This is a genomic window from Massilia sp. YIM B02443, assembly GCF_030411955.1.
GTDB lineage: Bacteria > Pseudomonadota > Gammaproteobacteria > Burkholderiales > Burkholderiaceae_D > Telluria.
On the sequence record NZ_JASNRA010000005.1, the window covers coordinates 197,361 to 212,577 of the forward strand.

11 protein-coding genes are annotated in these 15,217 nt (G+C 67.5%); 8 read left to right on the forward strand and 3 right to left on the reverse strand.

Annotation, left to right across the window (positions count from 1 at the left end; all coding sequences use genetic code 11):
- Positions 1-4: 4 nt before the first annotated feature.
- Positions 5-733 carry a monofunctional biosynthetic peptidoglycan transglycosylase gene (gene mtgA, locus QPK27_RS07820; RefSeq protein WP_290417647.1) on the forward strand — a complete coding sequence of 243 codons (729 nt, stop codon included), beginning with the start codon at positions 5-7 and terminating at the stop codon, positions 731-733.
- Positions 734-865: 132 nt separating this feature from the next.
- Positions 866-1,831 (forward strand): magnesium/cobalt transporter CorA, encoded by a 966-nt coding sequence (gene corA / locus QPK27_RS07825; protein ID WP_290417648.1) that lies wholly within the window; start codon positions 866-868, stop codon positions 1,829-1,831.
- Between the two features lie 58 nt (positions 1,832-1,889).
- Here corA and hemL read toward each other — a convergent pair whose 3' ends face one another.
- Positions 1,890-3,194, reverse strand: a complete 1,305-nt coding sequence (gene hemL, locus QPK27_RS07830; RefSeq protein WP_290417649.1) for a glutamate-1-semialdehyde 2,1-aminomutase — start codon at positions 3,192-3,194, stop codon at positions 1,890-1,892.
- Between the two features lie 44 nt (positions 3,195-3,238).
- Complete coding sequence (locus tag QPK27_RS07835) at positions 3,239-4,048, reverse strand: hydroxymethylpyrimidine/phosphomethylpyrimidine kinase (RefSeq protein WP_290417650.1); 810 nt, start codon at positions 4,046-4,048, stop codon at positions 3,239-3,241.
- Between the two features lie 92 nt (positions 4,049-4,140).
- Between QPK27_RS07835 and QPK27_RS07840 the strand changes: the two genes are divergently transcribed.
- The 6 genes from QPK27_RS07840 (at position 4,141) to QPK27_RS07865 (ending at position 13,395) form a co-directional block, all read left to right on the forward strand.
- Positions 4,141-4,293, forward strand: coding sequence for a rubredoxin (locus QPK27_RS07840; protein ID WP_136221333.1), 153 nt, complete (start codon positions 4,141-4,143; stop codon positions 4,291-4,293).
- 155 nt (positions 4,294-4,448) lie between these two features.
- Positions 4,449-4,847, forward strand: a complete 399-nt coding sequence (locus QPK27_RS07845; protein WP_290417651.1) for a PleD family two-component system response regulator — start codon at positions 4,449-4,451, stop codon at positions 4,845-4,847.
- Positions 4,848-4,892: 45 nt separating this feature from the next.
- Positions 4,893-5,297 carry a response regulator gene (locus QPK27_RS07850; protein WP_290417652.1) on the forward strand — a complete coding sequence of 135 codons (405 nt, stop codon included), beginning with the start codon at positions 4,893-4,895 and terminating at the stop codon, positions 5,295-5,297.
- Positions 5,294-5,812 carry a chemotaxis protein CheW gene (locus QPK27_RS07855; RefSeq protein ID WP_290417653.1) on the forward strand — a complete coding sequence of 173 codons (519 nt, stop codon included), beginning with the start codon at positions 5,294-5,296 and terminating at the stop codon, positions 5,810-5,812. Before QPK27_RS07850 ends, QPK27_RS07855 begins: the two co-directional genes overlap by 4 nt.
- A 52-nt stretch (positions 5,813-5,864) precedes the next feature.
- Positions 5,865-8,120: a methyl-accepting chemotaxis protein gene (locus tag QPK27_RS07860; RefSeq protein ID WP_290417654.1), complete on the forward strand. Its 2,256-nt coding sequence runs from the start codon at positions 5,865-5,867 to the stop codon at positions 8,118-8,120.
- A gap of 10 nt (positions 8,121-8,130) precedes the next feature.
- Positions 8,131-13,395: an Hpt domain-containing protein gene (locus tag QPK27_RS07865; protein WP_290417655.1), complete on the forward strand. Its 5,265-nt coding sequence runs from the start codon at positions 8,131-8,133 to the stop codon at positions 13,393-13,395.
- A 104-nt stretch (positions 13,396-13,499) separates the two neighbouring features.
- On the opposite strand, the gene QPK27_RS07870 is transcribed toward QPK27_RS07865, so the two are convergent.
- A complete protein-coding gene (locus tag QPK27_RS07870; RefSeq protein WP_290417656.1) occupies positions 13,500-14,975 on the reverse strand; it encodes a deoxyribodipyrimidine photo-lyase in 1,476 nt (491 codons plus the stop codon).
- Between the last annotated feature and the right edge of the window lie 242 nt (positions 14,976-15,217).

Below are 15,217 nucleotides of genomic sequence, written 5' to 3' on the forward strand. Positions count from 1 at the left end.
AGGCATGGCAAGTAAATCGCGCAAGGGCGCCGCCACGACAGGCGGACGCCGCTGGATCAAATGGATCTTCCTCGGCCCGCTGCTGCTGGTGCTGCTGGTCCAGCTGTATTTCTTTGCCATGGTGTGCTGGTATTCGACATTCGATCCGGGCTCGACCAGCTTCATGCGCCAGCAATTGTCCGAACTGCGCGACAAGAAACCCGACGCAACGCTCAAGCACGAGTGGGTGCCGTACGAGCGCATCTCGCTGCACCTGAAACGCGCGGTGGTGGCCTCGGAAGACGCCAACTTCAACGAGCATGGCGGCGTCGACTGGGAAGCGCTGGAGCGCGCCTACGAGCGCAACAACCGGCGCAGCAAGGTGGTCGGCGGCGGCTCGACCATCACCCAGCAGCTGGCCAAGAACCTGTTCCTGTCCGGCTCGCGCAGCTACCTGCGCAAGGGCCAGGAAATGGTGATCGCCTTCATGCTCGAGACGGTGATGAGCAAGCGGCGCATCCTCGAGCTCTACCTGAACGTGGCCGAGTTCGGGCGCGGCGTGTTCGGCGCCGAAGCGGCGGCGCGCTACTACTACAAGAAGCCGGCGGCCAAGCTGGGCCAGACCGAGGCGGCGCGGCTGGCGGTGATGCTGCCCAATCCGCGCTACTACGACAAGCACCGCAGCACCAACTACCTGCAGCGCCGCACCAACGCCATCGCGCGCCAGATGCGTTTTGCCGAGGTGCCCGGATAATCGCGGGCGATTGCTGCAAAATTCTCGTGACGGGTGGCCGCTTTCCGGGCGAAACGGTTACACTTGCGCTACTTTTTATATTCCGGCCGAGCAATGGCACGTAGCTAGCACGCAAGAACGAGAACCCCGCGCATGATCAATGTATTTGTCCTTCAAAATGGCCGTCTCAACCAGGTAACGATCGCGTCGCGCGAGGACCTCGAGAACGTCGCCCCGGTCTGGGTCGACCTCACCGATCCGACCGAAGACGAGCGCACCTGGGTCAAGACCGCCTACGGCGTCACGCTGCCGGGCGAGGACGAAGTGTCGGATATCGAAGCGTCGGCGCGCTACTACGAAGCGGAAAACGGCGACCTGCACCTGCGCACCGACTTCCTGCTGGAAGAAGACGACGGCCCGGCGCGGGTGGTGACGGTGGCGTTCATCCTGTCCGGCAAAAAACTGTTCTCGGTGCACACCGACGACTTGCCGGTGTTCCGCCTGGTGCGCATGCGCGCCCGTTCGCGTCCCGGCTCGATCGAAGACTACATGGACGTGCTGCTCGACCTGTACGCGACCGACGCCGAGTATTCGGCGGACGCGCTGGAAGGCATCTACGAAAGCCTGGAAGAAGTCTCGACCCGCGTGCTGCAGAAGGAATTCACCGACCAGGACGCGGCCGCCGCGCTGAACGCGATCGCGCACGAGGAAGACTTGAACGGCCGCATCCGCCGCAACATGATGGACACGCGGCGCGCGGTCAGCTTCCTGATGCGCGGGCGCTTGTTGAATTCGGATCAGTTCGAGGAAGCGCGCCAGATCTTGCGCGACATCGAATCGCTCGACGGACACACCTCGTTCCTGTTCGACAAGGTGAACTTCCTGATGGATGCGACGGTCGGCTTCATCAACATCAACCAGAACAAGATCATCAAGATCTTCTCGGTGGCATCGGTCGCCTTCCTGCCGCCGACGCTGATCGCCAGCGTCTACGGGATGAACTTCAAGGTGCTGCCGGAGCTGAACTGGACGTTCGGGTATCCGTTTGCGATTACCCTGATGATTGCGTGCGGGGTGGCGCCGTTGTGGTATTTCCGCCGGCGCGGCTGGCTTAAATAACCGGCCGTTGCATCGGACTGGCAGGTAGGGTGGACGGCAGAGCCGTCCACCCTACGTGTTATCCGATGCGTTTGAAGACGCGGCGCGCCGCTTCGACGGTCTCGGCGATCACGGCATCGTCGTGCTGGATCGACACGAACCCGGCTTCAAACATGGCCGGCGCGAAATACACGCCTTCTTCCAGCATGCCGTGGAAGAAGCGGTTGAAGCGCTCCTTGTCGCCCGCCATCATCTGGCCATAGCTCGCCGGCACCGTCTCCGAGAAATACATCCCGAACATCCCGCCCACCGCGTCGCCGCAGAAGGCGATGCCGGCTTCGCGCGCCGCCTCGGTCAGCCCCTTGACCAGCTTGCCCGCCTGCGCCGACAGCTTTTCATAAAAGCCTTCTTCCTGGATCAGCTTCAGCGTGGTCATCCCCGCCGCCACCGCCACCGGATTGCCCGACAGCGTGCCGGCCTGGTACACCGGCCCGATCGGCGCCATCTTCTGCATCAGCTCGGCACGGCCGCCGAACGCCGCCACCGGCATGCCGCCGCCGATCACCTTGCCCAGCGCGGTCAGGTCGGGCGTGATGCCGTACATGCCCTGGGCGCCTTCGAGGCCCACGCGGAAGCCGCACATCACCTCATCGAAGATCAGCACCGCGCCGTGTTCCGTGCATAGTTCGCGCATGCGCTGCAGAAATTCCGGCGTGGCGCGGATCAGGTTCATGTTGCCGGCCACCGGCTCCACGATCACGCAGGCGATGGTGTCGCCCATCGAGGCGAACGCGTCTTCCAGCTGCGGGATGTTGTTGTAGTCCAGCACCAGGGTGTGCTTGACGAAATCTTCCGGCACGCCGGCCGAGGTCGGGTTGCCGAAGGTCAGCAGCCCGCTGCCGGCCTTCACCAAGAGCGAATCGGCGTGGCCGTGGTAGCAGCCTTCGAACTTGACGATCTTGTCGCGCCCGGTAGCGCCGCGCGCCAGGCGCAGCGCGCTCATGGTCGCTTCGGTGCCGGACGAGACCAGGCGCACCTGTTCGATCGACGGGAGCAGGCGGCAGATCTCTTCGGCGATCTCGATCTCGCCTTCGGTCGGCGCGCCGAACGAAAGGCCATTGGCGGCCGCTTCCTGCACTGCCTTCACCACTTCGGGACGGGCGTGGCCGAGGATGGCCGGGCCCCACGAGCCGATGTAGTCGATGTAGCGCTTGCCGTCGGCATCCCAGAAGTACGGACCCTGGGCACGCGTGATGAAGCGCGGCGTGCCGCCCACCGAGCGGAAGGCGCGCACCGGCGAGTTCACGCCGCCGGGCGTGGTCTGCTGGGCGCGGGTGAACAGGATGTCGTTCTGGGAGCTGGAGCTGGCTTGTTCTGTAGTCATGTTTGCTGTGTGATGAGTGAACCGGCGCCGCCGAGCCGGGGCGCTTACGGCCGGAAAAATTTATTCGGAATGAACTTGCCCATGCCAAAGCGCTGGGCATGTTCGAGTGCGCCGTTGGTGTATTCCTGGGCCACGGCCAGGGCGCTGGCGGCGTCCATGCCGAGCGCCATCAGGGCGGTGAACGCGGCGGAATAGGTATTGCCGGCGCCAACGAACGGGCCCGGCAGGTGTTGCCAGTCGACACGGGCGACTTCGCCGTCGGCATCGAACAGGCGGTTGGAGCAGGCGCCGTCCGGGTCGCGCGCGCCGGTCACCAAGACGTATTGCAGCCCGGACGAAGTCAGTTCGGCCACGTCTTCCAGCAACACGTCGTCGCCATGGCCGTCGCCGTCGCGCCATAGCTCGGCCATGCGGCCCAGCTCGGGCTGCGACAGCATCAGCACGGTGGCTTGCGGCGCCAGGATCGAGCGCAGCGCCGACAGCATCTCTTCGTCGCCCAGGCCGGCGTCCGGCAGAGCCGACATGAAGGGGTCGAGGATCAGGGGCGCATCGGGGTAGTCCGAGACGATCTCGGCAATCGCCGCCAGGTGCAGCGCGCTGCCGACCGCGCCCACCTTGAACGCGGCGATCGGCATGTCTTCGAGCAGGGCGCGCGCCTGTTCGGCCATCCAGTCGCTGTCGAGCTCATAGACGTGCTCGACGCGCGCGCTGTCGGCCACCATCATGCCGGAGATCGCCGACAGGCCATGGCAGCCGAGCGCGGCGAAGGCGGCCACGTCGGCTTGCACGCCCAGCGCGCCGACCGGATCGCAGACGCCGAAACTCAGGATGAGAGGGAACGTTTGGTTTTGCACGACGGGTAGATTAAGATACCTGATTCACCATTTTACTAGATACAAGGATCAATACTGTGAGTACTGAATCGACGGCGCCTTACCAGACCTGGATGTGCCTGATTTGCGGTTGGGTCTACGACGAGGAAGCCGGCGCGCCGGACGACGGCATCGCTCCCGGCACCCGCTGGGCCGACGTGCCGATGAACTGGACTTGCCCGGAATGCGGCGCGCGCAAGGACGACTTTGAAATGACGGCAATATAAGAACGTCTACTCTGTAGACGGTTCGATAACGGCATTTCGCGCCCTGCGGGATGCCGCGTCACAAAGTGGTTGACTCTCAGCAACACTTTGCGCACAAGAAAGATGTGCTGTGCTATCGTGACACTCCAAGGCTTTCCCGCCGAAGTGATACGACAATGACGACATCGCCGCAATCCACGGGGCTGACCATCATGGTGATCGACGACAGCAGCACGATCCGCCGCTCCGCAGAAATCTTCCTGACCCAGGCTGGCTACGGGGTAGTGCTGGCCGATGATGGTTTCGACGCCCTCGCCAAGATCAACGACCACCATCCGGCGCTGATTTTCTGCGACATCCTGATGCCGCGCCTGGACGGCTACCAGACCTGCGCCCTGATCAAGAAGAGCGCGCGCTTCCATGCCACCCCGGTGCTGATGCTGTCGTCCAAGGACGGCCTGTTCGACCGCGCGCGCGGCGCGATGGTCGGCGCCAGCGCCTATCTCACGAAACCGTTCACCAAGGACAGCCTGCTGGCCGCCGTGCGCGAGCACGCCAGCCTGGGCCAACCTTGATCATCCGAACTACCTGCTCATTTACTAGATTGACCGGAGCCACAAGTGGCCATTAACAAGATCCTGATCGTCGACGATTCCCCCACCGAACGCCTGTACCTGACCGACATCCTGGTCAAGCACGGCTATACCGTCAGCACCGCAGAAAGCGCCGACGGCGTGATCGAGCGTATCCGCGCCGAGCGCCCGGACCTGGTGCTGATGGACGTCGTCATGCCCGGCACCAACGGCTTCCAGGTGACGCGCGCGATCGCCAGGGATCCCGAGCTGGCCGGGATGCCGGTGATCATCTGCAGCAGCAAAAACCAGGAAACCGACCGCATCTGGGGCATGCGCCAGGGCGCCAGGGACTACCTGGTCAAGCCGGTCGACCCAAGCCAGCTGCTGGCCAGCATCGCCGCCCTGGCATCGGCGCCGGCAGCCGGCCAGCCGGCGCGCGTGAGCGCATGACCGCCGACGCGGGCGGCGCTTCGGCCAGCCGGCGCAGCCGCCTGCGCGCCTACCAGGAACAGCTGCTCGAAAAAATGCAGGCGGCCAAGAACGGCGCCGGCGCCAGCGTCGCCCAGCTCGGACTGGGCATCGGCGCCGCGCGCTATCTGGTCGACCTGGCCGAGGTGGGCGAGATCGTCGCGCCGCCGCCACTGACCGCCGTGCCGCTGACCCAGCCCTGGTACCTGGGCCTGGCCAACGTGCGCGGCAACCTGCTGGGCGTGATCGACCTGGCCGCCTATCTCGGACTGCCCGCAGCCGCGGACGACAGCGGCGGCGCGCCACGCCTGGCGCTGTTCGCCCCCAAACTCGGTGTCAACTGCGCGCTGCTGGCGAACCAGGTGTTCGGCCTGCGCCAGGCCGGCGCCATGGAGCGCGACGGCGACAGCTTGCGCGACGCCGACGGCAACGCCTGGACGCCGCTGTCGCTGGCGGCGCTGGTGCAGGAAGAGCGCTTCCTGCACGTCGCGCGCTAAGCGCAACCGCATACCAACACCACAATACCAATCAGCAGCACAGGGAGCCGCAATGGGATTCGCCTCGAAACTGAACATGAACCTCTTGTCGAAGGGCGAAGCCGACGCCGCCGGCGCGCAGGATGCAGCAGACACCCAGGCCAGCGGCTCGGCCTCGGCGGCGGCGCGCCGCCTGGGGCGCCTGCGCAAGGAACCCGATGCGCCCGAGGGCGGCGCCGACCTGCGCGCCAATCCCTTCGGTACCCAGTTCCAGCCGAATCGCCAGCGCGTGCTGCTGGGCGCCTTCGCGGCCGGCGTGCTCGCCACGCTGCTGGGCATGTGGCAGAACGCCGCCAGCGATGCCCGCTCGGCCGGCCAGAGCCAGGTGGCCGGCGACGCCGTGATGCACTCGCAGCGGGTCGGCAAGGCGGCCCCGAACGCGCTGCGCGGCGACGCGCCGGCCTTCGCCCAGCTGGAAGAAAGCCGCGCCGAACTGGGGCGCGAACTGGACCTGCTGGCACGCGGCGGCCAGTCGCCCACCGGCCGCATCCCGGCCGCCAGCGGCGAACGCGCCGACAAGCTGTCGCAGGCGATCGCCACCTGGAACGCCTCGAGCAAGGCGGCCGGCACCATCATCGGCTTCAAGAGCAACCTGCTGGCCTTCGGCGTCAGCCTGCGCCAGTTCGAGGAAGTGGCGCCGGAACTGATGGGCATTGCCGACCGCCTGCAAAAAGAGGGCATCGCAGGGGGAGCGGAATCGCGCCGCGAAGTGGCGGCGCTGAGCATGATGTCGCTGACCCAGCGCCTGTCGGCCGGCACCCAGACCTTCACCACCCCGGGCTCGGCCCAGAATGCGGTGGTGACCATCCTGGGCGACATCGAGTCGCTCAACGAGATCATCGACGGCCTGCTGAACGGCAGCGCGAAGCTGGGCCTCGCGCCCTTGACCGATCTCGAACAGCGCATGCGCCTGACGCGGGTGCGCGAAGGCTTCCAGCAGTACGCGAATACCGTCACCCCGCTGCTGGGCAACCTGACCAGCTACGCGCGCGCGCGCGCCGCCGAGCGCGTGATCTGGCGCGACAACGAAGCGCTGCGCGTGATGCTGGCCGACCTGCACCGCGGCTACCAGGCCGACCAGCGCGAGACCAGCGGCTGGCTGTGGCTGGCCATCGGCGCGGCCGTGTTCACGCTGCTGGCGGCGCTGGGCATCTCGCGTTCGATGCTGCAGGATTCGCGCGAACGCGCGCGCAGCGCCGACGAGCGCCGCCGCGAAGCGGAAGCGATGCGCCAGCTGGCGCAGTCGAAGGAAGAACAGGCCAAGGCCACCAACGACCAGAACCAGGCCGCAATTTTGCGCCTGATGAACGAATTGCAGGAAGTCGCGGACGGCGACCTGACGGTGCAGGCCACGGTGTCGGAAGACATCACCGGCGCCATCGCCGACTCGGTCAACTACACGGTGGAAGAACTGCGCGAACTGGTGGTGCGCGTCATTCGAACGTCCGAGCAGGTCGCGCGCGCCTCCGGCGGCGCGCAGCAGGTCTCGACCGAGCTCTTGGGCGCGGCCGAGCAGCAGTCGCGCGAGATCGAGGACGCTTCGACCACCACGCTGCGCCTGGCGGGATTGATTACCGAGGTGTCGCGCTCGGCCAGCGAATCGGCCGACGTGGCGCGCCAGTCGGTGGCGGCGGCCGAGCAGGGCGCGCATGCGGTGCAGAACGCGATCCGCGGCATGCAGGAGATCCGCGAGCAGATCCAGGAAACCTCGAAGCGCATCAAGCGCCTGGGCGAATCGTCGCAGGAGATCGGCGAGATCACCGAGCTGATTTCGGACATTACCGAGCAGACCAACGTGCTGGCGCTGAACGCCGCGATCCAGGCCGCATCGGCCGGCGAGGCGGGGCGCGGCTTCTCGGTGGTGGCCGAAGAAGTGCAGCGGCTGGCGGAACGCTCGGGCGACGCCGCCAAGCAGATCGGCGCGCTGGTGCGCACCATCCAGACCGACACCCACGACGCGGTGGCGGCAATGGAAAAGTCGACCCAGGGCGTGGTGGAAGGCGCGCGCCTGTCGGACGCCGCCGGCGCGGCGCTGGCCGACATTTCGCGCGTGTCGAACCGCCTCGGTGAACTGATCCACGACATGTCCACCGCCACCGAGCGCCAGGCCACCAAGGCCGGCGGCGTGGCGCAGAAGATGCAGCAGATCCTGGCCGTGACCGAGCACACCCAGCAAGGCACGCGCCAGACCGCCCGGTCGATCCACGAACTGGCCACCCTGGCCCAGGAACTGAAGGATTCGGTGTCGCGCTTCCGCGTGGTATCCTGACCAGCCCCTAATGACGCCCCCGACCTCGATGCGCAACAGCAGTTTCGATACCGGCCCCCTGTCGTGGGTCATCGCCGAAATCCGTGACGCGCTGGCGCGTTCCGGCAGCGCCTTGCGCGACGCCGCCGGCCGCGCGCCGCAAGCGCAGCCGACCCTGCTGCTGCATGCGAAGAGCCACCTGCACCAGGCCCATGGCGCGCTGCAGCTGGTCGATGTCGACGGTGTCGGCACTTATACCGGCGCCGCCGAGGCGGTGCTGGACCGCTTCAAGGACGGGCAGCTGCCGTGCACGCCGGAGCATGCGCAGGTGGTGCTGGACGCCTTCCAGGCGCTGTGCGAGTACCTCGAAGAATTGCTGAACGGCGCCGCGCAGCAGCCGGCGCGCCTGTTCCCGTACTACCGCGACATGGTCGAGCGCCAGGGTGACAGCAAGGTGCACCCGTCCGACCTGCTGCCGCTGGACCTGTCGGCGCTGCCCGAATTACCCGTGGCGGATGATGGCGCCGAGGCGGACATTGCCGCCTGCCGCAGCCGTTTCGAGAAAGCGCTGCTGCCCTATCTGAAAGCCGCCGTCGAAGACGGCCGGCGCCTGCAGGCGGCCGAACTGCGCGACGCCATCGCGCCGATCGCGGGCGGCCAGCACGAGCCGCGCGCGCGCATGTTCTGGCAGGCGATGCATGCGTTTGCCGGCGTGGTCGCCGACGGCCAGGTCGAGAGCGATCTGTACATCAAGCAGCTGTTCGGCCAGATCAACCTGCAGCTGCGCCGTCTGGCCAAGGGCGAGGTCGATGCGCCGGAAGCGATGCTGCGCGACGCGCTGTTCTTCGTCGCCGCCGCGCGCGAGCCGGGCCCTGACGCGCAGGCCTTGCGCCAGGCTTTGGGGTTGGATGGCCTGGTGCCGCCTGACTACGCCGAGCGCCGCTACGGCAAGCTCGATCCGGCGGCGCTGCAGGAAGCGCGCGACGCGCTGGCGCGCACCAAGTCGGACTGGGACCGCATCGCCGGCGAAGGCCAGCTTGATAAGGCAGTCGAGAACGACTTCGACGACGCGCTGGCGCGCCTGGCCGGCGCCAGCGAAAAGCTGGGCGCGCCCGCGCTGGCCCAGCTGCTGCGCGAACTGGGGCGCGCCGCGCACGACTCGGTGCAGTCGGGCCGCGACGACCAGTTCGGGCTCGAGATGGCGGCCGCCATGCTGTTCGTCGAGAACGGCCTGGACCAGCTGCGCCAGCTGCCCGACGATTTCGCCGAGAACGCCGAAGCGGTCGGCGCGCGCCTGCTGGCGCTGGCCGCCGGCGAAACCCCGCCCGACGCCCCGCAATGGCAGGGCGAGCTGGCGCGCCAGATCCAGCAGGGCCAGACCGTGGCGGTGCTGGCGAACGAGATCAAGGCCGGGCTGCGCCAGATCGAGAAGCTGCTCGACGACTACTACGACGACCCGTCGAAACGCGCGGTGCTCGAGCAAGCCACGCCGGTGCTGCACCAGTTGCACGGCGCCTTCGCCATCCTCGACCAGGAGCAGGCGGTGCTGGCCACGCGCCACGTGGAAGCGGCGGTGCGCGCGCTGGCGGCAAGCGAAGGCGACGTGACCAGCCAGCACGCTTCGCTGCACAACATCGCCCAGAACATCGGCGCGCTCGGCTTCTTCGCCGACCTGCTGGCGCAGGACAGCGAGGCGGCCAAGGGGCGCTTCACCTTCGACGTCGACAAGCAGCTGCTGCGCGAACTGCCGTTCGAGTTCGTCGAGACGCCGACGCCTGAAGCCGGGGAAGCCGCGGCTGAACCGGAACAGGAAGCATCCGAAGTCGACGCCGAGCTGCTCGACATCTTCATCGCCGAGGCGCAGGAAGTGCTGGCCTTCGTGGTCCAGACGCTGCCGCGCGCGGCCGACGAGCCGGCCAGCCAGGAAATCCTGACCCAGCTGCGGCGCTCCTTCCACACGCTCAAGGGCAGCAGCCGCATGGTGGAGCTGGAAGAATTCGGCGCCACCGCCGCCGCTATCGAGCGCGTGATGAACGTGTGGCTGGCCGACGGCCGCGCCGCCACCGCCGATTTGCTGGCGCTGCTGGCGCACGCGTATGCCGAGCTGGATGCGTGGGTGGCCGACCTGGCCGACGGCCGCGCGCCGGAGCGCGACGGCGCGGCGCTGATCGCCGCTGCCACGCGGGTGCAGGAGGGCGGGCCGTTCGAGGAAGCGATCGCGCCCGAAGTGCAAGCCGAACCCGAACCCGAGATTGAAGCGGAACCGGAAGCCGCGGCCAACCCGCTCGAACCGGACGACATTCCGCTGCTCGATGTGCCGCTCGAGTTGCCGGCACACGACGGCGTGCGTCACGTGGGCGAGCTGGCGATCCCGCAGGCGCTGCACGACGTCTACCTGGGCGAAGCCGAGGAACTGTGCGCGGCGCTGGAGCGGGACCTGGCCGCGCTGCGCCTGCACCCGGAAGCGGGCCTGTCACCGGACGCCGTCACCGCCGCCCACACGCTGTGCGGCACCTCGGCCACGGTCGGCTACGTGGCGCTGCGCGACCTGGCGCACGCGCTGGAAACCACGCTCGACAAGCTGGTCGCCACGGGCGCGAAGCTGGACGACGAGCAGCTCGACCTGTTCGATGCCACGCTATCGCGCATGCGCACCATGCTGCAGGTGTTCACACTGGGCGAACTGGCCCCTGGCCAGCCCGACCTGGTCGAGAGCCTGGCCGCGCTGCGCGATCGCCTGTCGAGCCAGCAGGCGGCCGCCCTGTACGGCAACGCCGATCCGGAGCTGGCGCACAAGCTCGACGACCTGTTCGCCGCCGCCTACCACGACCTGCTGGCGCAGCCGCCGGCGTTCGAGGCGCGCCAGGCGCCGCTTGACGCGGCGCCGAAGCAGCCGGTGTCGGACGACATCGACGATCTGTTCGACAGCTTCATCGACGACCCGTTCGACGCGCCTTCAACGCAGGAGCCGCAGCCGTTCGTGCCGGTGACGCCGGACGAAGCGGTGCTGGCCGAGCCTGAGCCTGAATCCGAACCGGTTCCGGAACCGGAGTTCGAAGCGCAAGCCGACGAAGAGGCCGACACCGAACTGACCGGCGCCGGCATCTACGCCGACGAGATCGACCCCGACCTGCTGCCCGTGTTCCTGGAAGAGGCGTCCGACCTGTTGCCGCAGATCGGCCACGACCTGCGCCAGTGGCAGCAGGATCCGGGCAATACCGCGATCGCGCAGGGCATGCAGCGCGCCCTGCACACGGTCAAGGGCAGCGCGCGCATGGCCGGCGCGATGCGCCTCGGCCAGCACGCGCACGAGCTGGAAACCCAGATCGAGAACATGGTCCACGCCGGCACCAAGGCGTTGCCGCCGACCGCGTTCGACGAGCTGCTGGCCAACTACGATGGCGCGATGCTGCTGTTCGAGCAGCTGCAGCAGCCGCAGGATGTCGCACAGCCGGCGCCCGACGCCGCGCCAACCGCGCCCGTTGCACCGGCCGAACAGGCCGCCGCGCGCGCGCCGCTGGTGCGGGTGCGCGCCGACATCCTCGACCGCGTGGTCAACGGCGCCGGCGAAGTCTCGATCACGCGCTCGCGCCTGGAAAACCGCATCGGCACCCTGAAAGGTTCGCTCGGCGACTTCTCCGACAACGTGACGCGCCTGCGCCGTCAGCTGCGCGAGATCGAGATGCAGGCCGAGTCGCAGATTGCCTCGCGCCTGTCGATCTCGGGCGAGCGCGAATTCGACCCGCTCGAATTCGACCGCTTCACGCGATTGCAGGAACTGACGCGCATGCTGGCCGAGAGCGTCGACGACGTCGCCTCGTTCCAGGAAAGCCTGGCGCGCACGGTCGACGGCACGCTCGACGAACTGTCGTCGCAGGCGCGCATGACGCGCGATCTGCAGCGCGACCTGATGCGGGTGCGCATGGTGCCGTTCGCGAGCCTCTCGGAACGCCTGTTCCGGGTCGCGCGCCAGACCGCCAAGGAAACCGACAAGCGCGTCAACCTCGACATCCGCGGCGGCGCGGTGGAGATCGACCGCGGCGTGCTGGAACAGATGGCGGCGCCGTTCGAACACCTGCTGCGCAACGCCATCGTGCACGGCATCGAGCCGCGCGCCGGGCGCCAGACGGCCGGCAAGCCGGAGACCGGGGAACTGCTGGTGCAGGTCAGCCAGCACGGCAACGAAGTCGTGATCGTGTTCGGCGACGACGGCGCCGGCCTGGATCTCGAACGCATCCGCGCCAAGGCGCTGGAAAGCGGCCTGCTGGCCGATGGCGACGCCTCCGACCAGGAAGTGGCCGAACTGATTTTCGAGCCGGGCTTCTCGACCGCCGATACCCTGACCGAGCTGGCCGGCCGCGGCGTCGGCATGGACGTGGTGCGCTCCGAAGCGCGCACGCTGGGCGGGCGCGTCGCGGTCGACTCGACGCCGGGGCAGGGCGCGCGCTTCACCATCCACCTGCCGCTGACGCTGGCCGTGGCGCAGGTGGTGCTGGTCAGCAGCGGCGGGCGCACCCACGCGGTGCCGTCGACCCTGGTGGCGCAGGTGCAGCAGGTGCGCGAAGCCGACCTGGCGGCGGCGATTCAAACGGGCAGCTTCGCGCTCGGCGGCCAGTCGCTGGCGCTGCATGCGCTGCCCGACCTGCTGGGCGAGTTCGACGAGGAATCGTCGGCGGCCGGCGGACGTTCGACCCCGGTGCTGGTGCTGCAAGGCGGTAGCGGGCGTATCGCGCTGCGCGTGGACGAGGTGCAGGGCAACCGCGAAGTGGTGGTCAAGAACATCGGCCCGCAGCTGTCGCGGGTGCCGGGCATCGTCGGCGCCACGGTGCTGGGTTCGGGCGAGATCGTGCTGATCCTGGATCCGGTGGTGTTGTCGCAGCAGCCGATCGATGCTGCTACACGCGTCAAGGCCGAGCTGCCACGCGCGGCGCGGCGGCCGACCGTGATGGTGGTCGACGATTCGCTGACGGTGCGGCGCGTGACCCAGCGCCTGCTGGAGCGCGAAGGATACCGGGTCAAGCTGGCCAAGGATGGCGTCGAGGCGCTCGAACTGTTCGAGGGCGGGGCGCCGGACCTGATGCTGGTCGATATCGAGATGCCGCGGATGGACGGGTTCGACCTGACGCGCCAGGTGCGCGGCAATGAGGCGACGCGCGATATTCCGATCATCATGATCACCTCGCGCACCGCCGACAAGCACCGCAACGTGGCGCTGGGCCTGGGCGTGAATGCCTACTTCGGCAAGCCGTATCAGGAGCCGGTGCTGCTGGCGGCGATCGAAGAGCTGCTCAAGTAGGGTTGGCGGGTCTGCCGCCGACGCGGCGATAGGTAGCGGCTTAGTTGTCGTGCCGGATGATCTTGCTGCTGACTATCACCGCGTCGGCGGCGGAGCCGCCAACCCTACTCGTCTCCATCGCCAACGACAGCGACCTCTTTCTTCACCACCGCAAACCGCTCCAGCGTGCGTTTGCGCGCCTTGTCGTGGTCCACCACCGGCAAGGGATAATCCGCCCCCAGCACCACCCCACGCTCGGCCAGCGCCTCCGCGTTCACCAGCCACGGCGCATGGATCTGCTTCGCATCGAGCCCCTTCAACTGCGGCAGATAGCGCCGGATGAACTCTCCGCGCGCATCGAATCTTTGCGACTGCGTCACCGGATTGAAGATCCTGAACCACGGCTGCGCATCGCACCCGGTCGACGCCGCCCACTGCCAGCCGCCGTTGTTCGACGCCATGTCGTAGTCATTCAGCTTGAGCGCGAAATAGCGCTCGCCACGGCGCCAGTCGACACCGAGGTCCTTGGTCAGGAAGCTCGCCGTCACCATGCGCAAGCGATTGTGCATGAACCCCGTCTCGTTCAACTGCCGCATCGCCGCATCCACCAGCGGATACCCGGTACGCCCTTCGCACCAGGCCGCGAACAACCCGTCCGCATCGGCATCGCCATCCCACGCCACCGCGTCGAAGGCCGGCTTGAACGACCGCTCGACGACGTGCGGATGGCGGTACAGCACCATCGCATAGAAGTCGCGCCAGATCAGTTCCGACAGCCAGACCGAGGCGCCCGTGCCGCCCGCACCGGACAGCATCAACTGCTGCGCCGTGCGCACCAGGTGCCGCACGGAGGTGGTGCCGAAGCGCAGGTGGGCCGACAGGCGCGAGGTGCCATCCTCGGCCGGGAAGTCGCGCGCGCGGCCGTAGTCGGCGATGTCGTCGACGAAGGCCTCGAACAATTCCTGCGCGCCTTCCATCCCGGCCGGCAACGGCGGCTCGCCCGAATCGAAGCCAATGCCTTCCAGCGCCGGCAGGGCCGGGCCGGAAGCGGGCGGCGGCGCGAACGCATGCGCCACGCTGTCGACCGGATACGCGGCCAATGTATCCGGCCGCGCCGCCAGCCGCTTGAGCCAGGCATTCTTGTACGGCGTGAACACCGAGAACGGCCCGCCGGCCAGCGTCAGCACTTCGTCCTTCTCGAAGATCACCTGGTCCTTGTGGCTGTGGAAGGCGCGCCCGACAGCCTGCAGGCGTTCGGCGACCTGCGCATCGCGCGCGATCGCCGCCGGTTCATAATCGGTGCACGTATGTACGTCAGTCACGCCGAGTTCTTCGGCCAGCGCCACGATCTCCTCGGGCGCGCTGCCGTGGCGCACGATGAGGTAGCCTCCAAGCTGACGCAGACCGGCGTCCAGGCTGGCCAGGCTCGCGTGGATGAAGCGCAGCCGGCGGTCGTCGCGCGGCAGGCCGCGCAGGATGTCGGTGTCGTACACGAACACGCAATGCACCGCGCGCGACGTGGACAGGGCCTGGTACAGCGCGGCGTGGTCGAAGGCGCGCAGGTCGCGCCGGAACCAGACCAGGGAATTGCTTGTGTTCATCAGTGTGTGCGAGGTCAAGGCGGGACCAGATTTTACTGTCCATGATGGGCCGTGGGAGGCGCGCAAGGCGATGCTTCCGATAGTCGGCGGGTCAAATGGGTGTAAACTAATGAAAAGCTCAATCTTGTCGTCTGGATAGTTGACTTCATGGTTGGCTTTGCAGTTGCTTACGTATTAACGGGAGTGCGCCTTTTTGAGAGTACGCGTATGAAAAAAAGCAAAGTTGGCAAAACTCTACCGAT